This window comes from Novosphingobium aquimarinum, assembly GCF_009746585.1.
GTDB classification, from domain to species: domain Bacteria; phylum Pseudomonadota; class Alphaproteobacteria; order Sphingomonadales; family Sphingomonadaceae; genus Novosphingobium; species Novosphingobium aquimarinum.
Genome location: NZ_WRPO01000005.1, coordinates 192987 through 219659, shown reverse-complemented (window position 1 = coordinate 219659; position 26673 = coordinate 192987). Strand labels below are relative to the sequence as shown.

25 protein-coding genes are annotated in these 26673 nt (G+C 62.7%); 5 read left to right on the top strand and 20 right to left on the bottom strand.

Annotated features, from left to right (window positions below; all coding sequences use genetic code 11):
• Positions 1-31 precede the first annotated feature (31 nt).
• The 4 genes from GQO94_RS07890 to GQO94_RS07875 all read right to left on the bottom strand — a co-directional run bounded on the left by GQO94_RS07890 (position 32) and on the right by GQO94_RS07875 (position 5451).
• The gene (locus GQO94_RS07890) at positions 32-2080 is read right to left on the bottom strand and encodes a PQQ-dependent dehydrogenase, methanol/ethanol family (RefSeq protein WP_232332828.1); all 2049 of its coding nucleotides are present in this window, start codon (positions 2078-2080) and stop codon (positions 32-34) included.
• Positions 2081-2195: 115 nt separating this feature from the next.
• The gene (locus GQO94_RS07885; RefSeq protein ID WP_198045872.1) at positions 2196-3023 is read right to left on the bottom strand and encodes a helix-turn-helix transcriptional regulator; all 828 of its coding nucleotides are present in this window, start codon (positions 3021-3023) and stop codon (positions 2196-2198) included.
• The gene (locus tag GQO94_RS07880; RefSeq protein ID WP_156840585.1) at positions 3020-4210 is read right to left on the bottom strand and encodes an alpha/beta hydrolase family protein; all 1191 of its coding nucleotides are present in this window, start codon (positions 4208-4210) and stop codon (positions 3020-3022) included. The genes GQO94_RS07885 and GQO94_RS07880 overlap by 4 nt, the downstream gene beginning before the upstream one ends.
• A gap of 23 nt (positions 4211-4233) precedes the next feature.
• Positions 4234-5451: an FAD-dependent monooxygenase gene (locus tag GQO94_RS07875; protein ID WP_198045871.1), complete on the bottom strand. Its 1218-nt coding sequence runs from the start codon at positions 5449-5451 to the stop codon at positions 4234-4236.
• A gap of 163 nt (positions 5452-5614) precedes the next feature.
• On the opposite strand from GQO94_RS07875, the gene GQO94_RS07870 reads away from it, so the two are divergent.
• Complete coding sequence (locus GQO94_RS07870) at positions 5615-6427, top strand: IclR family transcriptional regulator (protein ID WP_156840584.1); 813 nt, start codon at positions 5615-5617, stop codon at positions 6425-6427.
• Between the two features lie 62 nt (positions 6428-6489).
• Here GQO94_RS07870 and GQO94_RS07865 read toward each other — a convergent pair whose 3' ends face one another.
• The 12 genes from GQO94_RS07865 to GQO94_RS07810 all read right to left on the bottom strand — a co-directional run bounded on the left by GQO94_RS07865 (position 6490) and on the right by GQO94_RS07810 (position 17404).
• Complete coding sequence (locus tag GQO94_RS07865) at positions 6490-7464, bottom strand: VOC family protein (protein WP_156840583.1); 975 nt, start codon at positions 7462-7464, stop codon at positions 6490-6492.
• A gap of 77 nt (positions 7465-7541) precedes the next feature.
• Complete coding sequence (locus tag GQO94_RS07860) at positions 7542-8858, bottom strand: LLM class flavin-dependent oxidoreductase (RefSeq protein WP_156840582.1); 1317 nt, start codon at positions 8856-8858, stop codon at positions 7542-7544.
• 28 nt (positions 8859-8886) lie between these two features.
• Positions 8887-9816: an SMP-30/gluconolactonase/LRE family protein gene (locus GQO94_RS07855; protein WP_198045870.1), complete on the bottom strand. Its 930-nt coding sequence runs from the start codon at positions 9814-9816 to the stop codon at positions 8887-8889.
• A gap of 91 nt (positions 9817-9907) precedes the next feature.
• Positions 9908-10777, bottom strand: coding sequence for an amidohydrolase family protein (locus GQO94_RS07850; RefSeq protein WP_156840580.1), 870 nt, complete (start codon positions 10775-10777; stop codon positions 9908-9910).
• Complete coding sequence (locus GQO94_RS07845) at positions 10767-11003, bottom strand: hypothetical protein (protein WP_156840579.1); 237 nt, start codon at positions 11001-11003, stop codon at positions 10767-10769. Before GQO94_RS07845 ends, GQO94_RS07850 begins: the two co-directional genes overlap by 11 nt.
• 15 nt (positions 11004-11018) lie before the next feature.
• On the bottom strand, positions 11019-12389 hold the full coding sequence (locus GQO94_RS07840; protein ID WP_198045869.1) for a hypothetical protein: 1371 nt from the start codon (positions 12387-12389) through the stop codon (positions 11019-11021).
• A 15-nt stretch (positions 12390-12404) separates the two neighbouring features.
• On the bottom strand, positions 12405-12923 hold the full coding sequence (locus tag GQO94_RS07835; RefSeq protein ID WP_198045868.1) for a flavin reductase family protein: 519 nt from the start codon (positions 12921-12923) through the stop codon (positions 12405-12407).
• Positions 12910-14043, bottom strand: coding sequence for a 3,4-dihydroxy-2-butanone-4-phosphate synthase (gene ribB / locus GQO94_RS07830; protein ID WP_156840578.1), 1134 nt, complete (start codon positions 14041-14043; stop codon positions 12910-12912). Before ribB ends, GQO94_RS07835 begins: the two co-directional genes overlap by 14 nt.
• Positions 14033-14413: a carboxymuconolactone decarboxylase family protein gene (locus GQO94_RS07825; protein ID WP_156840577.1), complete on the bottom strand. Its 381-nt coding sequence runs from the start codon at positions 14411-14413 to the stop codon at positions 14033-14035. Before GQO94_RS07825 ends, ribB begins: the two co-directional genes overlap by 11 nt.
• Before the next feature lie 23 nt (positions 14414-14436).
• A complete protein-coding gene (locus GQO94_RS07820; RefSeq protein WP_156840576.1) occupies positions 14437-15375 on the bottom strand; it encodes an alpha/beta hydrolase in 939 nt (312 codons plus the stop codon).
• A complete protein-coding gene (locus tag GQO94_RS07815) occupies positions 15375-16568 on the bottom strand; it encodes an LLM class flavin-dependent oxidoreductase (protein WP_156840575.1) in 1194 nt (397 codons plus the stop codon). The genes GQO94_RS07820 and GQO94_RS07815 overlap by 1 nt, the downstream gene beginning before the upstream one ends.
• The gene (locus tag GQO94_RS07810; protein ID WP_408636604.1) at positions 16565-17404 is read right to left on the bottom strand and encodes an alpha/beta fold hydrolase; all 840 of its coding nucleotides are present in this window, start codon (positions 17402-17404) and stop codon (positions 16565-16567) included. Before GQO94_RS07810 ends, GQO94_RS07815 begins: the two co-directional genes overlap by 4 nt.
• Before the next feature lie 105 nt (positions 17405-17509).
• On the opposite strand from GQO94_RS07810, the gene GQO94_RS07805 reads away from it, so the two are divergent.
• From GQO94_RS07805 to GQO94_RS07795, 3 genes are all read left to right on the top strand, one after another.
• On the top strand, positions 17510-18457 hold the full coding sequence (locus GQO94_RS07805) for a LysR family transcriptional regulator (protein ID WP_156840573.1): 948 nt from the start codon (positions 17510-17512) through the stop codon (positions 18455-18457).
• Positions 18458-18537: 80 nt separating this feature from the next.
• Positions 18538-19053 (top strand): VOC family protein, encoded by a 516-nt coding sequence (locus GQO94_RS07800; protein ID WP_156840572.1) that lies wholly within the window; start codon positions 18538-18540, stop codon positions 19051-19053.
• Complete coding sequence (locus tag GQO94_RS07795; protein ID WP_156840571.1) at positions 19020-19943, top strand: IclR family transcriptional regulator; 924 nt, start codon at positions 19020-19022, stop codon at positions 19941-19943. Before GQO94_RS07800 ends, GQO94_RS07795 begins: the two co-directional genes overlap by 34 nt.
• Here GQO94_RS07795 and GQO94_RS07790 read toward each other — a convergent pair.
• Positions 19937-21445 (bottom strand): aldehyde dehydrogenase family protein, encoded by a 1509-nt coding sequence (locus tag GQO94_RS07790; RefSeq protein WP_156840570.1) that lies wholly within the window; start codon positions 21443-21445, stop codon positions 19937-19939. The genes GQO94_RS07795 and GQO94_RS07790 overlap by 7 nt on opposite strands.
• 162 nt (positions 21446-21607) lie before the next feature.
• On the opposite strand from GQO94_RS07790, the gene GQO94_RS07785 reads away from it, so the two are divergent.
• Positions 21608-23227 carry a GMC family oxidoreductase gene (locus tag GQO94_RS07785; RefSeq protein WP_156840569.1) on the top strand — a complete coding sequence of 540 codons (1620 nt, stop codon included), beginning with the start codon at positions 21608-21610 and terminating at the stop codon, positions 23225-23227.
• Here GQO94_RS07785 and GQO94_RS07780 read toward each other — a convergent pair.
• Genes GQO94_RS07780 through GQO94_RS07770 form a run of 3 tightly spaced genes read right to left on the bottom strand, consistent with a single transcriptional unit; the run spans position 23224 to position 26563 of the window.
• The gene (locus GQO94_RS07780) at positions 23224-23559 is read right to left on the bottom strand and encodes a carboxymuconolactone decarboxylase family protein (protein WP_156840568.1); all 336 of its coding nucleotides are present in this window, start codon (positions 23557-23559) and stop codon (positions 23224-23226) included. The two genes, GQO94_RS07785 and GQO94_RS07780, sit on opposite strands and share 4 nt — an antisense overlap.
• Entirely contained in the window at positions 23556-24410 is an 855-nt protein-coding gene (locus GQO94_RS07775) for a p-hydroxycinnamoyl CoA hydratase/lyase (RefSeq protein ID WP_156840567.1), read from the bottom strand. The genes GQO94_RS07780 and GQO94_RS07775 overlap by 4 nt, the downstream gene beginning before the upstream one ends.
• The gene (locus GQO94_RS07770; RefSeq protein ID WP_198045865.1) at positions 24407-26563 is read right to left on the bottom strand and encodes an acetate--CoA ligase family protein; all 2157 of its coding nucleotides are present in this window, start codon (positions 26561-26563) and stop codon (positions 24407-24409) included. The genes GQO94_RS07775 and GQO94_RS07770 overlap by 4 nt, the downstream gene beginning before the upstream one ends.
• Positions 26564-26673: the final 110 nt, after the last annotated feature.

Genomic DNA, 26673 nt, shown 5'->3' with positions numbered 1-26673 from the left:
CAGATCCGGGCCAACCGGCCGACGGCTCCGATCATTTGTCGCCGTACATCTCGTCCCAGTCCTCGTTCGTGCGACGGATCAGGTACGCATGGATCGCCTTGGCATCGGGGACGCTTATGATGTCGGCAAAGCTCGCCATGCCCTTTTCGCGCCGCGATCCCCCGATCACGATGTCCTGGAACTCGGCGTGAGTTTCACGGCTCATCATGCGAAGGTCCTTGACCCCGCCGCGAGCTCGCGCGCCATGGCAGGCGGCACAGTGGTCGGCAAACAGCGTTTCGCCGCGAGCGATGGTGGCGTCATCCACCTTGGTCGGTTCGGGGCGATAGGGCCCTTCATCCTTAGTTTCGACAGGCGGCAGTTTTTCGGTCGCACCGAGCCGGAACACGAGCAGGCGCGGCGATTTCGAGAACGGAAAGCCCAGGGATTCCGCCGTCGTCGAGTGAGCCAGCCCACCGCCCCACCCGGCGTTGACGGCGATATACTGTTCGCCATCGACGGAATAGGAAATGGCCGCCGCGATCGGCACCTGCTGGACCGGCATCTCCCAAACGAGCTTGCCGGCATCGGCGCTATAGGCGGCGAACGTGCCGCGCACCGTTCCCTGAAATACGAGGTTGCCGGCCGTCGCCAGCAGCCCGCCGCTGCCACGCACCGGGTACGGCACGCGCCAGCGCTCCTTTTGCGCCACCGGGTCCCATGCCGTCAGCCACGCCTTGTTGTGCTTTGCGGCATATTCCTGCGCCGCCTTGCGCGTGATGTCGTAGCCGGTGGTCGAAATGCCCAGCTGACTCATTTGACCGGGCGTCTGTTCGAAGTCCGGATTGACCGAGAACGCCATGTACATCTCGGTCACCGGAAAATACGCAAGCCCGGTCTGCGGACTGAAGGCCATGGGGTTCCAGTTATGCCCGCCGCCCGGTCCCGGCGTGACGATTACGGGAACCTCGCCATAACGCGCTTCGGGATTGACGATCGGCTTGCCGTTCGCGTCGATGCCGGTGGACCAGTTCATCGCCACGTAGGGTTCAGCGGAAATCAACTCGCCGGTCGCGCGGTCGATCACATAATAATACCCGTTTTTCGGCGCCTGCATCAGCACCTTGCGCGTCTTACCCTTGATGACGAGGTCGGCGAGGATGAGCGATTGAGTCGCTGTAAAGTCCCACTCGTCCCCAGGGGTCGTCTGGTAGTGCCAGACGTATTCACCTGTATCGCCCTTCAGCGCGACGATGGACGACAGGAACAGGTTATCGCCGCCTTGCGGACTGCGATAGCGCAGCGGCCAAGGCCCGCCGTTGCCGACACCGATATAAACCAGATCGAGATCGGGGTCATAGACGATGGAATCCCAGACGGTGCCGCCGCCGCCGCGTTTCCACCAGTCGCCGGTCCAGGTCTTGGCCGCCATGGCCATCGCATCGGATGTAAAGCCGTCCGCAGGATTGCCGGGGACGGTGTAAAACCGCCAGATTTGCTTGCCCGTTTCCACATCGTAGGCGGTGACATAGCCACGGGCGGCGCCCTCGGCGCCTGCGTTGCCGATCAGCACCTTGCCGTTATAGACGCGCGGCGCGCCCGTGATCGTATAGGGCCACACGGGATCGAAGGTTGCCGTGCTCCAGACCTGCTTGCCGGTTGCCGCATCGATCGCGATGAGCCTGCCGTCCAGAGTGGCGATGATGATCTTGCCGTTCCACGCCGCCAGGCCACGCGTGACGATGTCGCAGCAAGCATGGCGGCCCTTTTCCCGATCCACCTTGGGATCGAAACGCCATAGCTCCTTTCCGGTTTTCGCATCGTAGGCGACCGTGACGTTCCAGGGTTCGATGTTGTAGAGCACACCGTCGACGACAATCGGCGACGCTTCGACGCCGCGATCCACCGGAAGATCCGCGTACCAGGCGAGACCCAGGTTCGAGACGTTGTCCGCGGTTATCTGCGCCAAGGGACTATAGCGCTGCTCGCCATACGTACGGCCCGGCGCCATCCATTCGCCCGGTTCGCGATCGGCCGCGGTTAGGCGATCGTTATCGACCGCCGCAGGGCCGGCAATCGCCGCGGCGTGCAGTACGGCCATGCATGCAACCGCCCCGGTGAATTTCTTGAAACTTGCGAACATTCGATGCCTCATCTCGTTGACGGGCCGCTTGGTCCGGGGCCGCCATTCGGACGGGCAAGCGGAAACACTCGTATCAGCCGGGCGGAGCCAAACTGGGGTCTGCCCGCACTATACGCCGGTGCAGCGCGCGCAGATCCCGCGAATTGGCGACCCCCAACTTGCCGTAGGCGCGCCGGCGGTAGGTAATCACGGTTTCACGAGCGATCCTCTGGCGCTGCGCGATCTCTTCCTGCGTATGACCCAGCATCATCGCCGAAACGACCTGTGCCTCGCGTGCCGACAGGCGGAACGCGCTTCCCGCCAGTTGCCCGGCAAGGTGATCTTCGTCGGAGTAGCCAGCCATGCCGGCGCGCATGGCGCGGTCACGCTCGATCGCGGCGATCAGGATCGGCCCGATCGCCGTAAGGGCATCCGCCGCCTGCCCGCCGAAGCCGTCCCGCCCTTCGAACACGTAGGCATTGATGACGGTGATAGGATCGCGGCCATGCATCAGGCTCAGCCGCTCGGCGACGCCGGCCGTTTCGTAAAGCTCGCGTCGCCAGGATCCGAGCGGCAGATCCCCTGCCCGCCGGCGCACCACGCTGGGCGCGGATAAACCGCAGCTTGCCGCCCGGTTGATGTCTCTATCCGCACGCCAATAATCGCGCGCGTAAGCGAGCGAGGCGCGCATTGCGAACTCCGGCTTGTCAGGATGATCGCCGCATGCGTGCAGCAGGCTGATGCGCGCAGCGCCCGCGCCGCGCGCTGCCTCTCGCAGGAATACCGAAGATAAGTCGGCACCGGTCGTCTCTGCCAGGAGTCCGTGCAGAACCTGCGCGAATCCAGGCGTGCCGATCGCCGCGATCAGGCTGCCGACCGCCGCTGGGGCCAGACGTCCGTTCCGGGCGTCTTGGCAAGTCATCGCGAAAGCAAACCCTTGCGAACGCTCCAGTCGATCACCGTTTCGATGCATTGCGCCAGCAATTCGGGCTGACCCAGGTAGTAGTGCGTTGCCCCGTGCAAGGAGAGATATTCCTTGTCAGGAGTGGCCAGAGCGTTGCGGATGGCCGGGTTGTGCGTGGCCGGCACGGCCTCGTCGGCGGTGTTTTCGATCTGCAGAACCGGGGTCTTGCGGATCTTGGCCGCATTATGGGGCCCCCGCGCGTTCGAAAGATCGTAGCTCCACTGGCTGAGCCAGGAGCGCAGCGTAGAATACCGTGCAAGCCCCACCGGACCGACGTTCACGGCACGGGGATCACCCATGTACGTCCAGTTAGGACGACGTTCCGAAGGATCGATGGTAGGATCCAGCCAGCGAACGTCGCACATCGTCCGGTGCGTGACGAACGCGCGCTCCTGTTCCGGCGTGTCGAGCGCCTGTAGGCGTGCCAAGGTGTCCTGTACCCACTTCGTAATGCGGCGGTTCCGCGCCCGCTGGGCTTCGCGGAAGCGAGCGACGAATTCGGGCGAATAGGGCGGCTGATGCGGGCAGTCGGGCGAATAGATGTCGAACTCAGGATCGCGATCATCGGGATTCAATTCGTCCGTAACCGAAGGGTCGAGCCATTCGGTCAGGGTTTCCGCGCGCGACAAGTGCGCCGCGATGAAGATCACGCCATCCGCCGGCTGCAGGCCCGCCGCCGTCAGGTCGACCGGATCGCCCGCGGGCGTGTGCGTCACGTCGGGGTTTTCCGCTTGCGCCTGGTAGAACAGAGAAAGCGATCCACCGCCCGACCAGCCGACGAGCACCACTTTCTCGTAGCCCAACTCGTCGCGCGCGAAGGCCACCCATTTGCCGAGGTCGATGGCGACCTTCTCGAAAATCAGCGCCGTATCGTTGCGCGGGTAGCGGCTCGCCGCGCACAACACATCGAGCCCGGCATCCGCGAGCGCCGTCGGCATCGGCAGCAAATGCAATACCGACGTCGGGTGCATGAACAGATAGACGGTCTTGGCGCGGACATTCTCCTTGTGGAGGAGTTGCCCTTCCAGATTCACATGGCCGGAATTTCCCGCGAAACCATAAGTCTCCGTGAATTTCGGATTGTCCTTGAAGGATACGATCAGAGGTGTGCGAACCCATTCGGTCTTGTCGATGACAGTGCTCATGATCTGCGTTTCACCTGCCCGGCTCAATCAACGATTGCCGACGCGTCCAGTGGCACCGAGGTGGCGTCGTACTTGAACAGCCATTCGTACCGGTCGACGACCTTGGCGGGATCCCACTGCTCATCGACATAGCGCTGCGCTTGAGTGGCATCCGCGAGCAGCGGATTGTGAAACCTTTCGGTGTTGGCATAGGCCCCGTTCACGGCGGCCGTGGCGCGCGGAATTCGAACCCGCTGATACCTTTCCAGCGCTTCGTCGAGCGTGTCGAACTCATCGAACGCACGGGCCAGGATACAAGCGTCTTCCAGTGCCATGCCAGCGCCCTGGGCCAGAAACGGAAGCGATGGGTGGCACGCATCGCCCAATAACGCCACGCGACCGTTGACCCATTCCTGCATCGGCGGGCGCGCTATCAACGCCCATTTGAAAGGTTGCGGGATAGCCTCGATGTACGTGTGAACCTCTTCGTGCCAGCCCGGATAGTCCGCGTGATATTCGGCGTTGCTGCCAGCGCTTGACCAGGATTCCACCTTCCAGTCCTGTCGTTCGATCACGCTGGTGAAATTCATGAGTTCACCACCCCGGATCGGATAATGGATGACATGCCCCCCCGGCCCGATCCAGTTGGTACCCACCGGCTTGACCAAGTGGTCAGGCAGGTTTTCCGCCGGAATGACACCGCGCCAGGCAACGATGCCGGTAAACTCGACCGGGCCTGATCCGAACAGTTGCTCGCGAATATGCGAATGCACCCCGTCCGCCCCGATGACGACATCGGCGCGCACGGAAGGGTGATCGGCAAATTCGATCGTCACCCCATTGGCGTCCTGCTCGATCCCGGTCGATCGATGCGCGAGATGAACAGTCCCCGGCTTGATCGCTTCCACCGCCTTGAGCAGCGCCTGATGCAGATCGTTGCGATGCACGGTCAGATAGGGATAGCCGTACCGCTCGCGCGAAACGACGCCGAGGTCGAACAGTTTCCAGGTGTCGCCCGTATTCCACAGACGGATTTCCTTGCCCTGCGGCTCGAACGCCATGGCAAGCATTTCCGCTTCGAGACCGAGCGAGAAAAGGATGCGGATCCCGTTGGGGCTGATCTGCAGGCCGGCACCCACTTCCTGCAGTTCGGGTGCTTGTTCAAAGACCGATACGTCGTACCCGCGGCGCAGCAAGGCAAGCGCGGCCGTCAGTCCGCCGATCCCGCCCCCCACGACACCGACATGCACATTCTTATCCAAGTTCGGCCCCTCCGGTGATTCTGCTTTAGGCATAATCATAGCGAATGCTGTTCGTCAATAACATACGATATAAACGAACGGATGCCGACATAAACGAATCGGGAGACTCGCCCGCACTTTGTTCCGCTTGCGAGAAGGCGGAATTTCTGGTCAGAACAGCGCGATGGAGACGGATGTCACGCAGATCGGAGAGAGCAGCCGCAGGGTTCAGTCCATCGAGATGGGCTTCCGGATCCTGCGCGTCCTTCAGGCCAGCCGCACGGCACTGCCCTTGCGCGAAGTGGCAAAGCGCAGCCAGATGCCGCCAAGCAAGGTGCACTTGTACCTCGTCAGCTTTGCACACGATGGCGTGGTTCAGCAAAATCCCAAGACCGGGGCCTACGGGCTCGGATCCTTCGCGATCCAGCTGGGCCTTGCCGCAGTGCGCCAGCTCGATGTCGTCGAACTGGCGCGTGACGTCATGAGCGATCTGCGGACGCGGACGCATTGCGCCGTTTATCTGTCGCTTTGGGGGGAACGCGGTCCCTGCATCGTCAGCAAAGCCGACGGGACGATACAAGGCGCCTTTGCCGTTCGGCTAGGCTATGTCTTGCCGATGACGACGACGGCGACGGGATTGATCTTCCTGACCCACCTGTCTTCGACCGTGACGACACGCGCACTCGCGGCCCAGGCGAGTTTCGAAGGCACGACAGCCGGGCGCAAGCGCGACCTCGAAAAGCAGTGCCAAAAGGTTCGCGACGATGGGTACGCATCCACCATCGGAATGTTGCATCGAAATTTCGCCGGGCTGTCCGTACCCGTCATGGATTACAGCGGAGAGATAGCCGCCGCGCTGACCCTGCTGGCCCCGGCCGATCACATCAACGACACCCTGCACGACCAACTTGTCGGTGAATTGAAAGCGGCCGCCGCCGTCATCTCCAGGCGAATGGGTGCGCCGGCGGAAGATCCTGCAAATTCTGCCGTGGCCTGAACAAGCCCCTTCGGTCGCGACTGAAGCCGGCACCGCCAGGCGGGCCTGAGCGAATGACACTCCTATTCCTCTTGATGATCGCCGCTTCGCACGAAGTCCGGTGCCCGCAGTCCCTTGGCAGCGGCTTCAAGCCGAAAGCGTAAGGCTTCGGCTCTCTTTTCCGGCCCCAACCATGAGCGTTCGTGCCCCCACAAGCTAGGCCCGTCGACACATTCGAACGCTTGCCATGACTCCGGATCGATGGATCGCCCGCCCCACCCATATTCGATCAGGAAGTCCGATGGCGTGCGCATGTAGAAGGACGTCATGAAGTCGTTGGAGTGGCGGCCCAGCGTCACGGCGACGCGTCCTTCCTCCAATTGTGCGAGGTCATAGGCCTGACCGACATCGTCGAGGGAATCCAACTCGACCATCAGATGATGGAAGCCATCCTCGCCTGTCTCGATCATTGCCAGACTGTGGTGCCGGCTGTTGAGATGGAAAAACGCGGCGGCAAATGGCCGACGAGCATGATCGGACAGGCGAAAGCCCAACAGGTCGGTATAGAACGGTGCCACTGCCGCAATATCCGATACGGTCAGCACGGCGTGTCCGAGACCAAGCGGTCCAGTCCGGAAGCCGCTCAGCGAACGCCCCGGGGTAAACGGCGTCTCGGCGCACGCCGCTCCGTGGATCAGTTCGACGCAGGTGCCCGCAGGATCTTTCACACTGGCGATGCCTTCGACCTTGCGGTGGGCCGCCAGATCCCGCGATCCCACCGCCACCGCAAGACCCGATTCTCTCAGCCGATCGCACAGCTCTGCCCATGCAGCCACGTCAGCCATTTCCCAGCCCGTCGCGATCACCGCGTCGCGCTCCCCGGCGCTAACGAAGATGCGCGAGCAGCGTTCGTCCATACGAAGGGACAGCCCGCCGCGCCCATCGTCTTCGGGCTGCATCCCCAGCACCTTCGCCGCGAAATCCCGCCATTTCGCGACATGCTTCGTTTCGACGACAAGATAGGCGAGCGACCTCGGAGCGACACCGCTGCGTCTCATGGACGACAGACCGCTTTTGTCACGGCGACATCACCACGGACAACTCCAGAGGGCGCCGCACCCCAGCGCACTCACCGTCAATCCGAGACCGCTTCTTCTGCGTCGGGCGCGTTGGCCACCGGCGCGAGTGGATCATCCGCCACCACCGCGACACCGCCGCCCCGATCCGAGCGGAAATTCTGGTACTGCCCTGCTTCCTTTAGGCGCCGGCCAAAGCTCGTCACCGGCTCGATATCCGCTTCCGCAATCTCGGGCATGCGCGGCTTTCGGGCGAGCGCGGCTTCGATATAGGGGGCAAGGTCCGCAGCCTTGGCTGCCTCGCGCTCGGCCTCGCCGGCCTGGAGCCGGGGCATGACCTCGGTCCCGAAAAGGTTCAGCGATTCACATATATGGTCGTGATTGGCGGGGCCGGTTTGCTGCACGAAGATGATCTGATCCACTCCGACATCGGCATAGGCTTTGCAGTGCTCGTACACTTGGTCCGGCGTGCCGATGCCGCCATTGCCGTGATTGTCTGAGATCGTGTCTTCGGCCTTGAGAAAGCTTTCCCAGACCTCGGACCGGCCCGGACGCGTCTTGCCGAAGGAGGAGTAGAACCCCAGCGAGTAGCCGAAATACTTGAAGCCTTGCGACCCCCGATCGATCGCCTCCTGTTCGTCCTGGTTGACAGAGAGGGCGGTCACGATGGCGAAGTTGGCGTTTACCGCATGACCGATCGGCACGCATTCGTCGGACTTGATGATGTCGTAGTATTCCTTGACCCATTTGCCGGCCTGCTCGGGCGCGGCAAATCCGAATACGAGCGCCCCCATGCCGTTGCGGGCGGCCGCCAGGATCGTATCCCGCCGCGAACAGGCGACCCATAGCGGCGGATGCGGGCGCTGGATCGGCTTGGGCACGACATTGCGCGTCGGCATCGAGAAGTACTCGCCCTCGAAGCCAGGATAGGGCGTCATGGTCAGCATATTGGCGCATTGCTCGGTCGCCTCGCGCCACATCGCCTTCTTGTCGTCCACGTGGACGCCGAAGCCTTCGAGCTCCATCGCGGTGCCGGATTCGCCGGTCCCCCAGTCGATCCGTCCGCCCGACAGCAGATCGAGCGTCGCGATGCGTTCGGCGACGCGCGCCGGGTGATTGATCGCAGGCGGCATGACGCAAATGCCATGGCCCAAACGCATCTGCTTGGTTCGCTGCGTCAGCGCGGCGAGGAACACTTCCGGCGCGGAAGAATGCGAATATTCCTCCAGGAAGTGATGCTCCACCAACCACGCGTAGTCATAGCCGAGACCATCGGCCAGCTCGAGCTCGTCCAGCGCGCGGTTCATGATGTCCATGTCGCCTTCGGGGGTGAAGGGTGCGGGCGACTGGTGTTCGTAGAAAAGGCCGAATTTCATGATCGTCTCCTCTGAAAATTATGAAAGGTCAGGCGGGTAGATCGCCGCGCGGGACTGGAATGCCGGGGATGGAAAGGCGGATGCGGTGAAGGCTGCGGGCGCCGGTGAAATAGAGCGTGCGCCAGTCGTCATCGCCCCAGTTCAGGTTCGACGTCCGCCCCTCCAGGCAAATCGTGCCGAGATGCTTGCCGCCGGGATCCATGACCCAGATGCCGCCCGGACCGGTGCAATAGACATTGCCCTCGACATCGCACTTCATGCCGTCCGGCCCGCCCGGCAGATCGTGGCCGCGCATGTCGCAGAACAGGCGCGCGCTGCCGAGATCGAGCATCCCGTCCTTCTCGACATCGTAGGCCATGATCAGCATGCGATGGCGATTGCTGTCGTTGACGTAGAGAATGCTTTCGTCCGGCGAGAAGCACAGACCGTTGGGATTGATCAGGTCTCGCACCACCATATTGATCCGTTCGAGATCCGGGGAAACGCGATAGACCCCGGCAACGTCGATTTCCGGCGGATGGTCGACGGGCGTGAACGGAACCTTGGGCGGCGGGTCGGTAAAATAGATCGCACCGTCCGATTTCACCACGACATCGTTGGGCCGGTTGAGCTTCATGCCGCGATAAGTGTCGGCGATGATCGTCACGTTGCCGTCTTCGTCTTCACGATCGACGCAGCGGCTGAAATGGTGACACACGACCAGCCGCCCCTCGCGGTCGCGAGTCTGGCCATTGCCGTTCTGGGTGTTGTCCTTGTCCACGGTAACGCCGTCTGCGGGCGTCCATTTCATCCGGCGCGAGTTGTGAATGTCGCTGAAGAGCAGGTGTCCCTTCTCGGCAATCCACACCGGCCCCTCCGCCGGTCCGGTCGGTCCGCCATACCCTCTGCCCAGCTCCTCGCTGTCGACACCGGGCGCAACTATGGCATCGAACGCGGGCTCCAGCCTCTCGATCGCCAAAATGCCTCTCCTGCTTTTATAAGCCTTGCTGATAACAGCATAGCTGACACATCGAGCGACATTTGTAAAGTCTTATCAGGCAGGCTTACACCTAGGGGGATGGTCGCCAATCGACCAGTTTCATGCAGCTTTCCCCAAGAAGCGCGGCTTTTTCCGCATCGCTGAGCGTTTCGCCATGCAGGATCATATCGCGCGTTTCGCTGTAGAGGCGCCCGCGGTTCCGCAGCGACTCGCCAGTCTTTGCCAGTCGCAGGCGCGTATAGTCGCTGGCCCACATGAGACGTTCGACACCGAATGCCTCGATGAGCTGCCGCAATTTCAGCATCGTATCAGCATGCGGCCACTCTTCTACCGAGAGTAGCGGCAAGCCGCAGATCTTGACGTGGACACGCGGATACTTTGCCAGTACCAGCAGCCCGCCAAGACGGTCCCATGGGTCATCTCGGGGTGGCGATACCGGATGCTGGCTGACGCCAAGGTGATCGATGATGATAGCGAGGTCGGGGTAGCGCTGAAGGACCGGCTCCATGGCCGCCGCTTGCCCGTGCGTGGACAGGAACAGCGGCAGACCGACATCGCTCGCCGCGGCGAAGCCCGCTTCCATCGCCCCTTCGACGAAAGCATCGACCAATTCCAGATTGCGGAAATCGGTGACCATGAACCGCCCGGCCACGATCGCGGGATCATCGGCAGCCGCGCGGATGGCGTGGTCCAGGTCCTCTCCGCATTGTTGAAACACCTGCACTCCGGCAAATCGTCCGGGGTAGCGTGCAACACAGGCGTCGATGTAGGCGTTGTCGGCAACCAGCAGCGCGGCATCGACACCGACGCTGTCCATCGCCTCACGCGCCAGCTCGACGCTCAGCACCAGAGCATTTTCGTCACCGAAACTGTCGGGCAATCCCACTGGCGGCGACGGCTTGTGGATCTGCGCGTCGACAATCGGAAAGTCACCCGGCATGGCGACGACCTACCTTCGCGGTTCCGGGTGCGCGAAAGAGCACGCGTCCGCACTGCCCACAGGCGATGTCCTCTTGCGGCAAGTCGCGTTCGGCCATCCCTTCGTCATGGATAGCGGGATCACCGCCACAGCAGGCGCAGCTCGATGGCACCGTCGCTCGGTCGAGCGCGTCGAGCATGTCGGGTGTCCACGACGCATCGCAGAATGGGCAGGTAGCATCGGGCATCGAGAGTCCTTCGTATCAATGAAGCATGTTGCGACGGCAGATCGTGAAGACCTCGTCGTTGAACCAGAGCCCGCGGTGCTTTTGCAGAACCTTGCGCGTGGCCTCCAGGTAGGCATCGTTGGCCAGAGCGCGGGCAAGTCGGGCGTCGTCGATCTGCGCGACGTAATTGGCCGCGTTCCAAGCCCCGAACAGGGTGGACGTTCCGATGGGATTGGCCTCGTCGATCTCGGACGGCATCGTCCGCACGTTGAAGCGGAAACCGCCCGCCGGATCCTCCGACGAACCGAAATCGTAATTCGCAGCCGCCGGACCGAGCTGCTCTTTCAGCGCATCGACGATGCGGTCACGCCCGTCAACAAAAGGGTTTTCGTCCGGCCAGATGGTGCGGATGATTTCCATGCCCGGGTCATCGCCACGTGCCTGGACGATCATCAGTTTACCATTGGCCCGCAAGGACCTGGCCAGTGGCGCGATCACGCGCTCGATCTTGAACGACAGCGGCGCACGGGCGCGATAGGGCTGGGAGAGCAGCACGAAATCCATATCGGCCGTGGTCTTCCCCGGACGCGGCACGATCGGATCGAGCATGAACGCGTGATCCTTGCGGTACAGCACCAGCGCGCAGGGCGTTCGGTACATCGGGTTGCCCGATGCCGCGATGCGGGTCTGCCAGTGCTGGGTCAGGAAGGGTTCGAGGCTGGATATCTGTTCCTCGAATTCCCCCGCGGAGGTGCCTTCCAGCGGCATCTCCTTCCAGACCATCCGCGCGGCGTCGCGCTCGTCCAGCGGCTGCAGTCGGCCGGCTTCACTGTATTTGAGGTTGGTCAGGACGATGACCGAGGCCGAATGCTCGCGCAGCCGGTCGGGCATCTTTTCCAGAGTCAGCCGGACGTTCTCCATGCTGATTTCCTTAGCGACGACGTAGAAGGGCACCCAGGGATGCCGCCGATGCAGGCCACGCAGCATCCGGGCCAGCGCCGTCCCGTCGCCGGCGCCCGCATCGAGCATGCGAATGGCAGGCGGACTGGGCTGCGTCTTGCAGACTTCTTCCACTGCCCGATCGGCAATCATCTGTTTCTCGTTCGTCGTGTTGACGAACATCAGGTACTTGTGCCGGTTCTGATAGAACCGGAAGTTTTCCGCCAGCTGGGTCCCCGCGCCAAGCCGGCTGAGCCCGGTGCGCAAGTCGGCAACCGTGGCACCGCCCGATTCCTCGATGAAGCGGTGAACCCGTTCCACCGTCTGCAGCGTAACCTTCCCGCCTTGCTGAAGCCGCGTCACCAGCTTGCCATCGTTGACAGCCAGCCGACCAAACGTCGACGGCGCCATCTTCATACGCTGGCAAGCCAGTCCGATCTGCTCGAGAAGCGACTGCGCGTCCACCATGTCGGCAAGGCCAGGCTAGGCGCCCAGCGCGCTCACTTTGCCATAGCCACCGTTGAGATAAATCAGCGGATCGGGCGTTCCCGTCACGCGCACTTCGCTCACTTCGCCGATGACGATCGCGTGGGTCCCGAATTCCACCATGTCGCGGTATTCGCACACGAAACTCGCCTGTGATTCGCGAAGAAGGGGCGTCCCGCAGGCCGCGGAATCCCATTGCCCGAGGCGGAAGCGTTCCTCCCCCTTCGTCGCACCGAAGCAGCTTTGCGAAATTTCGGCCTGATTTGCGCTCAGGATATTCACACAGAAGTTCGATCCGGCCGACAGCGGTCCGTAAAGCGAAGCGGCCTTGTTCACGCAGACCAGCAGCGAGGGCGGATCCATGCTCAATTCGCTCACGGCCGTTGCCGTCATCGCCCAGCGCTGACCGTTGTACAACGCGGTGATGACGACCACGGCCTTGCCAAGCCTGCGCAGCCCGTCTCGCATCTGCTCGGCAATCGGGGCCTCGCAGAACAATTCGCTATTTGCCGTCATCGCTCAACCTCTCCCTTCCCGCAATCCGCAGACCGTATCCTTCGATACCCGACAGGCGCGCTTCGCTATCCGTCAGCAAAGTGATGTCCCGCACGCCAAGGTCGAGCAGGATCTGCGCGCCGACGCCGTAATCCCGGATCCGCTGGTCCCGTGTCGGCAAGGCTCCATTGATCCGCCGTTCCGACACGGCCTGTTTCGAAGGATCGCGGATGAAAACCATCACGCCGGGCTGCTCACTCTTGCCGATACGACTGAGCGCGCGACTGACGAATTCGCGGCGTGCGGTCGGCGGACCGAGCAAGTCGGACACCATGTCCATCCGGTGCATCCGGACCAAGGTGTTGCCTTCCGGCACGATCACACCGCGCACCAGCGCGATATGTTCCATTTCGTCGATCAGCGAGCGGAACACGGCCAGTCGGAAGCCGTCCCCGTAAATCGTCTCGAACGGCTCTTCATGAACCTTCACGATCGAGCGCTCGGTACGGCGGCGATAGCTGATGAGGTCGGCGATCGTGCCGATCGGCAGGCCATGTTCGCGCGCGAACCGGACGAGCTCCGGAAGGCGAGCCATCGTGCCGTCTTCGTTCAGGATCTCGCAAATGACCCCTGCCGGGATCACCCCGGCCAGGCGCGACACATCGACGGCCGCTTCGGTATGTCCGGCGCGGACCAGCACGCCGCCGGCCCTCGCGACGAGCGGAAAGACATGCCCCGGCGAGACGATATCGTCGCACCCTTTCGAGGGATCTATCGCCACGGCGATGGTCTGCGCGCGATCGTGCGCGGAAATACCGGTGGTCACCCCCTCGCGCGCCTCTATCGAAACGGTGAAGGCCGTCCGGTGGCCCGAGCGGTTTTCGGCGACCATCGGGGGCAAGCGCAGTTCCGCCGCGCGCTTGCCGGTCATCGCCAGACAGATCAGGCCGCGGGCATGGCGCGCCATGAAGTTGATCGCCTCGGGTGTGGCGAACTGGGCGGGGATAATCACATCGCCTTCGTTCTCGCGATCTTCCGCATCGACCAGGATATAAGGCTTTCCGTTGCGCGCCGCCTCGATCAGTTCCTCGGTCGGGGCGATCGCTTCGTGCAAGTCTTCCGGGGCCAGATCAGTACGCATTGGCCTCCTCCAGAGCCTGGCGCACGTGACGCCAGCTATCGGATACGGCAGGCAGCCCGTAGTAGACCGCCGCGTGAACCAGGATCTCGCGCAGCTCGTCCTTCGTGACGCCATTGGCCAGCGCGCCGACAACATGGTTCTTCAGCTGGTCGGGCTTGGCCTGGCCGATGATCATCGCGATCGTCAGCATGCTGCGGGTCTTACGATCGAGCCCTTCACGACTCCACACATCGCCGAAGCAGAAACGCGTCACCAGATCCTGCAAGGGTTCGGTGAAATCGTCCGCCGTGTCGATCGTGCGCACGCCGGGTTGGCCGAACATCTCCTCGCGCATGGCGCGGCCGCGTTCGTAAAGTTCGTCTTTTTTCATTATGTCCTCTCCAATCCCCGAGTTCAGGGACGTTTTTGTTGTTTTACCAGCGCCTCGCATGCAGCCTGAAGTTGTTCACGCGCTTCCGGCGAAGTGCCGCAAGCGCGCACGAAGCCGTGGATCATCCCAGGGGCGGTCTGCGTGGTGACCGCGACGCCGGCGCTTTTCAGGACCGACACGAGCCGGCGGCTGTCCGCAGCCAGGGGATCGAGCTCTGCCGCGACGACGTGGGTGGGCGGCAGTTGCGACATCGCCGCGTGCTCGAAAACGCTTCCCATCTCAGCGCCGCCGCCATCGCGAAACATGGTCGTGGTCGCGGCGATCCGATCTCTGGTCAGCAGCGGATCGCCTGTATGCTCATAGTCGATGTCAGCAAGGCCCATTGCATAGGCGCCGTAGAACAGCAGCAACCCCGAGGGGCCTTGGCCGACCGGAGCTTCGAGGGCCGTCAGCAATGCAAGAAACGCACCGACACTGTCACCCGACAGCACGGTCCTATCGGCCGCACAGTCGATCAGGTTGGCGTTGCGGACCATCCATTCGAAGACGCCGCGGCAATCCTCGCGCGTGCCTTCGAAGTCGCTATCGGGCAGACGCCGGTAGTTCGCGCTGACGACGGGAAAGCCGGTCAGTTCGCAAATTCGTGCCGTCGCGACGTCCAGCATGGCGACGCTGCCGAAAGCAAAGCCGCCGCCGTGGAAATAGCAGATAGCGCCCTCGCCCCGCCGCTGCGTGGGCGAGTGGATGCGGACCGGAACATCGTGGCCAGGCAGCGAGACGCTCGTGTCGAAATGTCGACCGCGCGGCGCGCCATCCGGCTCCAGCAAATGCGCACGGAGATCGGAATTCAGGCGCGTGGCCTCCAGCGTGTCGACGGGTGGGCGAGCGCGAAACAGTTCGACATACCGCGCAAGACCGGGGGCCATGCGTGCCGAACCGTCAGAGGCCGCCGCCCGCAGCATCAGCCGACAGCTTCGTACCGCACATCGTCCATCGGAACGTCCGACAATTCGGCGAGGCGCGGTGCGACTTCGCGTGCCATCAGGGTCAGGTTGTCGACCGTGTCCTCGTGATCCAGTTCCCCGGCCTGGCCCATCATGAGCAGATTGCCGAAGCCCCCGGTCTCGGTGTGGAACCGCTCCAGCTGGTCATAGACCTCGTCCGGCGTTCCCACGAACATCAGGCCGGCATCCATGTATTGTTCGATCGTGCCGTCGACCGGCACGGCGACACCGCTTCGCGTTTTGGGACGCATGGCATTGGCATCGGCGCGCAACATCCGCACGTTCGCCTCGACCGGGCTGAACCCGCGTGGATTGCGGTATTGCGGCTCCAGCCGGGCCGCGGTGGTGAAATAGCTCTTCATCTTTTCAGCCCGCCGGAACGCGGTCTCGCGGTCGCTCGCGCAGGCTATCAGAGCAAGGTAGGCCAGCTTGTCGCGATGCGGTTGAACGCCGAACTTTTCGGCATAGGCTTCGCGGTATCCAGCGAAGACCGAGCGAGCCACCGCGCCCGACAGGAAGGTCGCGCAAGTATAGCCCATTGCTCCGTACGTCCGCGAGCTCGAGGCGCTCGATGCGGTCATCCAGATCGGCGGGTGCGGCTGCTGCACCGGGCGCGGCCACATGCTGACCGTGCGATAGTGGAAATGCTCGCCTTCCCAGGAGAAATTGTCGCCTTCGTTGGCAAGGGCCGCCAGGATCAGGTCATGCGCTTCCCAGAACCGGTCCATGAAACCGGTAGGTTGGCGGTTCGACATGAACAGTTCGTAAGACGCGCCTTTGACCAGCCCGACTTCAAGGCGGCCGTTGGACAGCGCGTCGACCAGGGCGATTTCCTCCGCCACGCGCAGCGGGCTGGAACGATTGGCCAGGGGAATGCCGAGCGCTAGTAGACGTGCCTGCTTGGTCTGGCGTGCCAGAATGGCCAGGGTCGTCATGCAGGACGTCGACATGCAGGTCGCAGCGGCGTGATGCTCGTTGACCATGATGTTGAGGCCGAGTTCGTCAGCGAGCAGGTACTCATCGAGATAACGGTTCAACAAGTTGTGCGCGACATCGGGATCGCAGCAGTTCTGCGGCACAGTCACGCGCATCGAACCGGGTGTTTCGAACGCCGGATGATAAGCCTGCTCGGTAAATTGCCAGATTTTCATGCGACGCCCCCGTTCACTTCCTGTCTCGCTTCAACGCCCGCACGTCCGCCGGCGAACTCGCGCACGAGAGCGGCCAGCGCTTCGCTTTGATCGGTATGAATGCAGTGCCCGGCGTCCTCGACGACTTCCACCCGTGCCGACGGCAATGCCGCGGCGAACGTCTTGCGGTAGCCCGCGCGGATCAGCGCGTCGTCCTCGCCCCAGACGATCAGCGTGGGACATGCTATGCGGTGCATGCGCTCCGCGAGCTTTGGATTGCTCATATACGGCGTCCATCCGAAGAGGCTCAGCGCTTCGTCGCGGCGCATTTCGCGGCGCAGTTGGCTTTCGTCCATGTCCTTCGGCGGCAGAGCCTCGATGCTGGCAATCTGGTTGAACTGCTGCCGGGACAGCATGAATAGGTCTTCGACGTTCCGCTCCCGGCGATTCGCCGTCGGCAGGCCCAACGGAGATTCCAGCACCAGCGCTTGAGCGAGTTCGGGGCGCTTGGTCAGCAGTTCGGCGGCCACCCATGCGCCAAAGGACGAACCGACGACGACACACGCGTCGATGCCAAGTAGACCCAGCATATCGAGATAGAGATAGGCGATGTCGTCCACTCGATCGAAACGGGCCGGGCAATCCGACGCGCCGAAACCCGGATGCGAGGGCGCAATCACCGAAAAATTCTTGGCGAGCTCCCGGATGAAAGGAGCCGATCCCTCAATCGCGTCGATCCCGTGAAGATACAGGAGATTCGGGCCGGACCCGGCACGAAACAGCTCGATTTGCGAACCGAGCACGTCGAGGATTTCGCGATCGGCGAAGTCCAGGCCGGTTGGCGGCGCTGCTAACATTTTCCTCTCCATTCGACACTTTACGCTGCCATTCACCGCATTTCGAACCGATAGGTCCAATTCTTTGTATTTGAAGTTTTGATAACCAAACGGTATGCAAAGCGGATGGAACTGCGCCATCTTCGATATTTTCGGGCGATCGGCCGAGAGGAGCATTTCGGTCGCGCCGCGCTGCAGCTTGGCGTGGCCCAACCCGCACTTACGCGGCAGATCAGAGACCTCGAAACCGAACTCGGCGTAGAACTGTTCGAGCGGCTGCCACGCGGTGTGCGATTGTCCGATGCCGGTCGGATATTTCTGGAGGAGACCGAAGAACTCCTCTCCCGCGTCGACCGTGCGGTGGACCGCGCTCGCAGACTGGCAAGCGGTCACCTCGGCACGATCCGCGTTGGCCTCAGCGAAATCATCGCTGCGCATCATTTCATCTCAGAGGGATTGCGCGAATTCCGCGAAGCGGAACCGGCCGTCGAACTGGACATGCGCTCCATGAGTTCGCTGCAGCAGATCATGGCCATCAAGGACGGTCTGCTCGATGCCGGCATCGTCTACGACGTTCATGTCGACGATCGCGACGCGCCCATGCTCGACCTGCACCGTATCGGCGAGGGCAATACGATGGTGGCTGTTTGCGAGGGCCACCGCTTGGCGGATCGGGACGCGATCAGCCTGGCCGAACTCGAGCGGGAATCGGTGCTCTGGCCTATGCGCAAGTCGGCACCGCGGTATTACGAGCGCCTGATGGCGGCGTGTGCGGAAGCCGGCACTGCACCCCGGATCATCCAGGAATGCACCACGAACTCGATCATGCTCAGTCTCGTCGCGACCGGGATGGGCGTCGGGTTCGTAACCGCGACGCCGCCGCTGTCGTCGCTGCACAAGATTCGCCTGATCCCAATCAGCGATCTCAAGGTATCGTTCGAGGTCCTTCTGGTTTGTCGAGCCCGGGACAATTCCGCCGCGCTTCAGCGATTTATCGCCATGTTCGAGCGCCGCGATCGGGAAACAGGCGAAGACGGCCATGCCAGCGACGGACATGTCCCCCCCTTGGGGTGACATGCCGCCCTTTTGAGCGTGGTACATCGGAACGATCCGCGATCGAGCGCATCGATCGCTCGAAATGCTACGAGGATGTCATGCCCGAACCCCGCAAGCTGAAAGGCCTCTATCACTTCGCCTATCCGTGCCGCGACGCGGAAGAGACGCGTCGCTTCTACGAGGACATCCTGGGGCTTCCGCTGGTCAACTGCATGATGTGCGAACGCGTTCCCAGCACCGGGGAGGAACAACCCTACGTGCACTTTTTCTTCGAACTGGGTGACGGTTCCTATATCGCGTTCTTCGATCTTGGCGGCGATGAGCCCCCCGCTCCGTCCCCCAACACCCCCGATTGGGTCCAGCATTTCGCCATCGAGACCGACGATATCGAATCCGTCGACGCGATGCGACAGCGGCTGGAAGACCATGGCGTGAAAGTTACACCGCTGGTCGATCACGGCTTTGTCCGATCGGTCTATTTCTTTGATCCCAATGGTTTGCGGCTGGAAATTGCCGCGAGAACCGAAGAGCCCGGCTTTCTGGCCGAGGCGGCAGGCGAAGCCCACGAGATCCTGGCACAATGGAATCGGAGGAAACATCCCGCCGAAGCCTGATACTTCTATCCCTGCTGCAGCCCCCCGGGCCGTATGGACAAACGGGTGGGCATCCGCTTAGGATCGGGCTTTCTAATCGGGGCACGCTGCAAGTTATGGCGACCAAGGTGCAATCGCGCCGTCGGGTTCAATCGATAGAAGTTGGATTTCGCGTTCTCCGCGTCTTGCGGTTGGCCGATGGCCCCTTGCCGCTGCGCGAGATTGCCCAACGTGCCAGTATGCCGGCCAGCAAGGTCCACCTCTACCTCGTCAGCTTCATCCGCGAAGGCATGGCCTACCAGGATGCCAGGACGGGGTGCTATGGTCTCGGCGCCTTCGCGATCCAGCTTGCCCTCTCGGCGATCGGCCAGGTCGACGTGGTCGCAGGATCACAGCCCGTGCTGCGACGCCTGCGCGACGAGACCGAATGCGCGATCTATCTTTCCGTGTGGGGCGATATGGGGCCGTGCATCGTCGCGAAGGAAGATGGCAGTCATCAGGGCGCTTTCGAAATCCGCATAGGGTCGATCCTGCCCACCCAGACCACCGCCACCGGCCTGGTCTTTCTGGCTTATCTTCCGGCGGAGGAAACCGCGCCGGTCATCAAGGCGGAACGGTCCAGCCGGCCCGACCTCAGCATCCTTTCCGACAAGGAACGCGAGCTCGAGTTGAAGGCGATCCGCAAAGCGCGAATGGCGACCACGATCGGCAAGCTCAACGGCAATTTTTCAGGCGTCTCCGTTCCCGTCCTTGGCAGCGACGACAAGATCGTCGCCGCGCTGACCTTGCTGGGTTCGAACGACTTCGTTTCTGGCGAAAGGCGCGATGCGTTCGCGAAGCTCATGCACGATGCCGGACTGGAACTCAGCGGGTCCGTCCAGCAAAGTGCACTAGCAAGTTCGGATCAGTAGGAAATCGCGACCGACTTCGTTTCGGTATAGGCCTCCAGCCCCTCGCGTCCGTTTTCCCGTCCCCAGCCGGACTGCTTGAAACCTCCGAACGGAAGCGCCGGGTCGAGCCCGCCGCCGTTTACGCGAACGGTGCCTGCCTTCAGCTTGCGCGCAAGGCCGTGGGCTGCCGACAAGTTGCTGGTCCATACGACCGCACCGAGCCCGTAATCGCTGGCGTTCGCCTCTGCCGCAATGGCGTCGAGATCGTCCTCCGAGAAGGACATTGCGCACAAGACCGGACCGAAGATTTCCTCGCGCCGTACGGCCATTTCTGCGCTGGTCCCCGTCAGCACTGTCGGCGGGACGAAATTGCCCGTCCTTTCAAGCCGCTTGCCACCGGTACGAAGCGACGCCCCATCGGCAAGTCCGCCATCGATGTAATCATGGATGCGGTTGCGCTGGGCAGAGGAGATGACCGGTCCCATCTGCGTGTCCGGATCGAGCCCGCCACCCAGCTTGATGCCCTCGGCGATCTTCGCCACGCCGTCGACCACTTCCTCGAAATGGCGCTCATGCACGAAAAGCCGCGACCCGGCGTTGCAGATCTGGCCCGCGTTGGCGAAGATCGACATGGCCGCGCCCATCGTCGCCTTCGACACGTCGGCATCCGGCATGATTATGACCGGAGTCTTCCCGCCCAGTTCCAGCGTGACGCGCTTGAAGTTACCCGCTGCGGCTTTCAGGATATGCCGGCCAACCTCGGTCGAACCGGTGAAGGTCACCTTGTCTACCCCGGGATGCGCCGTCAGCGCGGCGCCGACTTCTTCGCCATATCCTGTGATCAAGTTGAAGACGCCATCGGGAAACCCGATTTCTGCGATGATTTCAGCCAGGCGCAGCGCGGTCAGCGACGTTTCCTCCGCCGGTTTCAGGATCACCGCGCACCCTGCCGCCAGAGCCGGAGCGATCTTCGCGCAGGCCATCGCCAGCGGCGCGTTCCACGGCACGATCTGCGCGACGACGCCGACCGGTTCCTTCAGCGTGAAGGCATGCCAGTTGCCCGGCCCGGACAGGGAGATCGTTTCGCCGGTCAGCTTGGTGGCCCAGCCCGCATTGTAGCGAACCGTCGCGATCGCATGCGGAAGATCGAAATTCCGCGCGTCGCGCAGCGATTTGCCGTTGTCGAGCGATTCCAGCACCCCCAGCTCGTCCATCGCGCTTTCCATGGCGTCGGCGAGCCGCTCCATCAGGCGTGCACGCTGCGCCGGTTTCATGTCGCGCCATGCCGGATCCTCCATCGCCTTGCGTGCAGCGGCGACGGCCCGGTCGACATCCACGTCACTGCCCCGCGGGATTTCGCCCAGCTTTTCGCCGGTTGCGGGATCGCTTGTCGCGAAGCCTTGTCCTTCTGCCGGATCGACCCAGTTACCGCCGATGAACAGCCGGTGTTTACGGCCCGCAAATGCCCTCGCTTCACGCAGCGACGGGATCGTCGGGGCACTCGTGGCGGAGATGGTGTTCATGGAAATCCTCTCAAGCTGGAAAGATGGTCCGAACCGCGTCGAGACGTTTGCGAATATCGAATAGTATTTGACATGACGCAACCCACATCGCACGCTTTTCACGATCAAGGCTCGCATTGTCGCCGGGTTCGATGCATCGTGGGAAGAGGCGGAGGCACGGCCGTGGCCGAGGAATTCGATTATATCGTGGTCGGCGCAGGGTCGGCCGGGTGCGTTCTCGCCAATCGTTTGAGCGAAAGCGGCAAGGATCGCGTCCTGCTCGTCGAAGCCGGCGGCAAGGATGACAGCTGGCTGCTGCGAATGCCACTGGGCTTCATGATGGCAGCCGGCAATCCGGAATTCGACTGGAAATACCAAAGCGAACCCGATGCCAAACTCGCCGGACGTTCGCTGCCCGTGCCGCGGGGACGGGTCTTGGGTGGTTCGTCCTCGGTCAACGGCATGATCTACATGCGCGGGCATTCACGCGATTACGACATCTGGCGCCAAAAGGGCTGCATCGGATGGAGTTACGACGATGTCCTGCCCTATTTTCGCAAGATGGAAACGAGTTGGCGCGGCGAAGGTCCCTATCACGGCGGCACCGGCCCCATGTCGGTCTCTCCGGTCGCCGACGAGCATTTGCAGGCAAGCGCCATCCGGGACGCGGTCAAAGCCGCGGGCTACCCCCTCACCGACGATTTCAGCGGCGAACGACAGGAAGGCTTTTCACGCTGCGAGGTGACGGTCAGCCCGCGCGGCCATCGGGCCAGCACGTCTGCCGCATACCTCAAACCTGCGTTGTCGCGCCCCAACCTGACGGTGATCGATCGTTCGCTTGCGTCGCGCATCCTCTTCGAAGACGATCGCGCCTCTGGCATAGAGGTGCATCGCGACGGCCAGTGCCTGACGTACCTTGCCCGCAAGGAAGTGATCCTGAGCGGAGGCGCCTACAATTCGCCCCAGTTGCTGATGCTGTCCGGAATCGGGCCAGCCGCCGATCTCGCAGAACTCGATATACCGGTTCGCGTCGATCGCCCCGCAGTTGGCCAAAACCTGTCCGAACATCCGCTGGTCTATATGTCTTATGCCGCGAGCGATGCCGACACGTTCCTTTCCGCGCTGAGGATCGACCGTGCGGGTCTGTCGGTCTTGCGTTGGCTACTGTTCGGGAAAGGGCCGTTCGCCAGTCAGATCACCAGCGGCATTCTGATGCTCAAGACTCGGCCCGAGCTGGACAGGCCGGATATCCAGTTGGTCTTCCTTCCGGTGCGGCTGGACGCGAAACTATGGGTGCCGGGACTGGGTAAGCGGCTCGATGATGTCTTTTCGATCATGGTGATGCAGCTTCATCCCGAGAGCCGCGGCACGGTCAGCCTGCGCTCTGCCGATCCCGAAGAGCGCCCGCGCATCGATCTCAACTTGCTCGATAGCGAGCAGGATTTTGCCGACATTCGGGGGGGCATCGCCGCCGTGCGCAAAATTTTTGCGCAACCTCCGCTTGCCGAGATGATCAGCAAGGAACGGTCACCCGGCGCCGAGGCGCAGGATGATGAGGCTCTCGACGAATTCATCCGCCAGAATCTGAAAATCACCCAGCATCCGGCGGGCACCTGCCGCATGGGGGAAGACGCGGAAGCCGTGGTGGACAGCCGGTTGCGGGTGCGCGGCATCAAGCAGCTGCGCGTCGCCGATGCCTCGGTGATGCCGGACATTCCCGGCGCCAATATCAACGCAGCCGTGATCATGCTGGCCGAAAAGGCCGCGGACATGATCCGCGAGGATGCCCAAGTCGGGCCCTAGTCCGGCTGGGCGTCGCGCTTTTTGACGACCTCGAGGAATATGCGCGACGCAGTGATGGACGCCGGCCACGAGGAATAGAACGCGAGATGCAGCAAGGCTTCGCCCATTTCCTCCCGCGTTACGCCGTGATCCAGCGCCAGCCCGATGTGAGCCTCGAGTTGCTGAAACCGGTTCGCCGTCATCAGCGAGGCAACGGTCAGCAGCGACCGGTCGCGCGGGGACAGGCCCTCGCGCTCCCACACTTCGCCATAAAGGACGCGATCGGTTAATTCGGTGAGGCCGGGGACGACTGCGCTGAGTTCGTCCCCCTTGGCTTTGCTCGGTCTCTTCATGATTGCTCGACTTCGCGCCTTTCGTAATGGCCGTGACCAGGCTTGAACGTCTTTTCGTCCAGAAACTGCTTCAAGCCCTGCTCGCGCCCTTTCTCGGGATCGACGAAGGTCGTCTGATCGACTTTGGCCTGCAGATATTCCGATGCCATTTCCCAATCCATCTCGCGCGCCCATTTGACCGCCATGCGGGCCTGACGCAGCACGGTCGGGTTCTTGTCGCGCAGGACCATCGCCAGTTCGCGCGTGCGCTCGCGAAGCTTGTCGGCGGGCACGGCCTCGTTGACCAATCCCAGCTCCTTGGCACGAGTGCCGTCGAACTTCTCGCCGGTCATCACGTAATACATCGCCTCACGGTCACCCATCAGCGTGGTGATGGCCTTGGAAACGACACCGCCGGGAATGATGCCCCAGTTGATTTCGGATAGGCCGAAGGTTGCGTCCTTGTCGGTGATCGCCAGGTCGCAGCAGATCAGCGGCGTGAACGCTCCGCCGAAACACCAGCCGTTCACCATCGCGATCGTCGGCTTCGCGTAATGAATCAGTGTGCGCCACTGCCATGCCCGCGTTTCGCGATAAGCGCGATGGCGGGCAACGTCCGTCACTTTGTCCGTTGCTCGGAAGAAGCCCTGCAGATCCATTCCGGCGGAAAACGCCTCGCCCTTGCCGCTGAGCACGATGACCTTGGCGCGATCGTCGATCTCCAAGGCATCGAACACGGCATTCATTTCGCGCGCCAATTCCACGCTCATCGCATTGCGCTTGTCGGGGCGATTCAAATAGACCCAGGCAATCCCGTCGTCGAATTCGACGAGCACGTCCTTGCCGCCCGGGATGTCATTCGTATCGCTCATCGTGCACTCTCCGTTGCTGTGTTCTGCCGCGTGACGACCAGCGCGTCGAGCGCGGTTGCGCCATGCCCCTCCTGGTGAACGACCAGAGGATTGATCTCGATCTGCTCGATATTGGTTCCGGCGCGGATGGCCGATCCCAGTTTGACGACTGCGTCGGCGATCGCATCGACATCGCGCGCAGCCTTGCCCCGGAATGCGCCGAAGAGGCTCGCTCCGCGCAGAGCCAGGATCTTGGTCTTTGCCTGTTCGTGCGTGGCATCGGCAGGGATCAAGGTAATGGCGGCCAACGCCTCGGTGAGCACGCCGCCCAGCCCCACCATCACCGATGCGCCCCATTCCTCGTCCATGCTTGCGCCAAGGATCATCTCGACGCCAGGCGAACTCATCTTTTCGACCAGCACCCCATCCAATGCCACCGCGCCGATGTTGGCGTGCAGCGTTTTCCAGGCGGCCGTCAGCGCGGCTTCGTCGGCGATGTTGAGTAGCACGCCGCCCACGTCACTCTTGTGCGCCAGCGTCGCGGCCTGCGCCTTGATGACGACGGGATACCCGATGCGTGCAGCAATCGCGTGCGCCTCGTCCACCGTGGTTGCCAACGCGCCTTCGGGCACTGGAATGCCGAGGGTCCGCAGCAGGTCCTTGCCGAGATATTCCGGCTGAACGCCCCCGCCCGCCGACGCGAAGTTGAGATCCGCGGCTGGACTACGCCGCTCCGCTTCACCCAGATCCGCGGCATAGCGATCCAGCGCGGCGAAGGCGCGGATCGCGCGTTCGGGCGAGCGGTACAGCGGAATGGCGTGTTGGTGCATCGTGCGAATGAATTCGGCATCCAAGTCCGAGCCATCGCCGACCACGACCATGGCGACGGGCTTCGTCGATCCCGTCAGCGGGATCAGGGCTTCCGCCTTGGCGCGCTGTTGCGCGGGGCCACCACCCGTGAGCGAAAGTAGAACGGCGCTTACGTCCGGGTCGGCCAACATGGCCTCGCTCGTACGCGTGAAGATCGAACCGTCGACGTAGCCTGCGGTCCCGATGTCCAGAGGATTGTCGATTTCGCTACCCGGCAGCATTTCGCCGAGGCGTGCTTTGGTCTCATCCGAAACCTGCGCGAGGTCGAGCCCCGCATCTTCCGCGAAGTCGAAGCTCATTCCCCGGATCGCTCCGGAATTGGTCACGATCGCAAGTTCGCCGGGCGACGGAACCGGATAGCGATGGATGAGCGCTGCGGTGTCGAGCAGTTCATCCAGCGTATCGACCACGACAACCGCTTCGCGCTCCAGCGCGCAGCGCATCAGCCCATGATTGCCCACCATCGAACCGGTGTGCGACTGCGCCGCCTCGCGTCCGCGCTGGCTGCGACCGGGGTGGAGGACGATGATCGGCACGCGCGCCGCGCGGGCACGGGCCGCCGATTGCAGGAACGCGGCAGGATTGCGGATCTGTTCGGCGTAAATGATGATGGCGTCGGTACCACCCTGCTCGACAACGAAATCGACGATGTCGCTCGTGGTCGTCACCGCCTCGTTGCCAGTGGCCACGGCGAGCGAAATGGCAATGCCGCGTCCCTGCATGGCGCCCCTGATCGCCGAAGACACCGCCCCGCTCTGCGCGATGACGGCAACGGTGCGGCGACCGGCAAGCGGACGCGGCGCCAGCGGTTCGAAACTGAGCCCGATCCCGCCCGCATAGTTCACATAACCAAGACAATTCGGGCCGAGCATCGCCATGCCGCTTTCGCCGCAGATCGACGCGAGTTCGTCTTGCAAGGCGGCCCCCTCGGGCCCCGCTTCGCCGAACCCCGCAGCGAAGACGACAACGCCGCCCACGCCTTGCCGGGCGCATTGCTCGGCCGCTTCGCGGATCGCGGCACGTGGTACATTCAAGACGACCGCATCAACGCCAGTGGGCAGATCCGCGGCGGACGCGATGCAATCACGCCCTCCGAGTTCCTTACGGGTCGGGCTGATCAGATGAATGTCGCCGGCAAATTCGAAACGCTCGCAATTGGCGAGGATGGCGCCACCCATCGTGGCAGGATCGGGATTTGCACCGGCAATCGCGATGGATCGGGGGCGCAGCATTCGGCTCAACCCGCTACGTCCACTCACACTTTCGCGCTCGATCGTCTGGCTCGCCTCGGCACCACTGGCCACATGTCTCTCCCGCTCCGGCTCGGTCCGGTCTTTTGGCGTTTTGCGGCGCGACAGTTGATAACGTCCAATGCCGAATTTCCCGCGTACACATAGCCATTCGGTATCGGAAA

Bases quoted from the DNA above. Each gene is read 5' to 3' on its own strand.
- GQO94_RS07890 (WP_232332828.1), bottom strand. From the start codon at position 2,080: ATGGCCGTACTGCACGCCGCGGCGATTGCCGGCCCTGCGGCGGTCGAT.
- GQO94_RS07885 (WP_198045872.1), bottom strand. From the start codon at position 3,023: ATGACTTGCCAAGACGCCCGGAACGGACGTCTGGCCCCAGCGGCGGTC.
- GQO94_RS07880 (WP_156840585.1), bottom strand. From the start codon at position 4,210: ATGAGCACTGTCATCGACAAGACCGAATGGGTTCGCACACCTCTGATC.
- GQO94_RS07870 (WP_156840584.1), top strand. From the start codon at position 5,615: ATGGAGACGGATGTCACGCAGATCGGAGAGAGCAGCCGCAGGGTTCAG.
- GQO94_RS07865 (WP_156840583.1), bottom strand. From the start codon at position 7,464: ATGAGACGCAGCGGTGTCGCTCCGAGGTCGCTCGCCTATCTTGTCGTC.
- GQO94_RS07860 (WP_156840582.1), bottom strand. From the start codon at position 8,858: ATGAAATTCGGCCTTTTCTACGAACACCAGTCGCCCGCACCCTTCACC.
- GQO94_RS07850 (WP_156840580.1), bottom strand. From the start codon at position 10,777: ATGCCGGGTGACTTTCCGATTGTCGACGCGCAGATCCACAAGCCGTCG.
- GQO94_RS07845 (WP_156840579.1), bottom strand. From the start codon at position 11,003: ATGCCCGATGCTACCTGCCCATTCTGCGATGCGTCGTGGACACCCGAC.
- GQO94_RS07840 (WP_198045869.1), bottom strand. From the start codon at position 12,389: ATGGTGGACGCGCAGTCGCTTCTCGAGCAGATCGGACTGGCTTGCCAG.
- GQO94_RS07835 (WP_198045868.1), bottom strand. From the start codon at position 12,923: ATGACGGCAAATAGCGAATTGTTCTGCGAGGCCCCGATTGCCGAGCAG.
- ribB (WP_156840578.1), bottom strand. From the start codon at position 14,043: ATGCGTACTGATCTGGCCCCGGAAGACTTGCACGAAGCGATCGCCCCG.
- GQO94_RS07825 (WP_156840577.1), bottom strand. From the start codon at position 14,413: ATGAAAAAAGACGAACTTTACGAACGCGGCCGCGCCATGCGCGAGGAG.
- GQO94_RS07820 (WP_156840576.1), bottom strand. From the start codon at position 15,375: ATGCTGCGGGCGGCGGCCTCTGACGGTTCGGCACGCATGGCCCCCGGT.
- GQO94_RS07815 (WP_156840575.1), bottom strand. From the start codon at position 16,568: ATGAAAATCTGGCAATTTACCGAGCAGGCTTATCATCCGGCGTTCGAA.
- GQO94_RS07810 (WP_408636604.1), bottom strand. From the start codon at position 17,404: ATGTTAGCAGCGCCGCCAACCGGCCTGGACTTCGCCGATCGCGAAATC.
- GQO94_RS07805 (WP_156840573.1), top strand. From the start codon at position 17,510: ATGGAACTGCGCCATCTTCGATATTTTCGGGCGATCGGCCGAGAGGAG.
- GQO94_RS07800 (WP_156840572.1), top strand. From the start codon at position 18,538: ATGCCCGAACCCCGCAAGCTGAAAGGCCTCTATCACTTCGCCTATCCG.
- GQO94_RS07795 (WP_156840571.1), top strand. From the start codon at position 19,020: ATGGAATCGGAGGAAACATCCCGCCGAAGCCTGATACTTCTATCCCTG.
- GQO94_RS07790 (WP_156840570.1), bottom strand. From the start codon at position 21,445: ATGAACACCATCTCCGCCACGAGTGCCCCGACGATCCCGTCGCTGCGT.
- GQO94_RS07780 (WP_156840568.1), bottom strand. From the start codon at position 23,559: ATGAAGAGACCGAGCAAAGCCAAGGGGGACGAACTCAGCGCAGTCGTC.
- GQO94_RS07775 (WP_156840567.1), bottom strand. From the start codon at position 24,410: ATGAGCGATACGAATGACATCCCGGGCGGCAAGGACGTGCTCGTCGAA.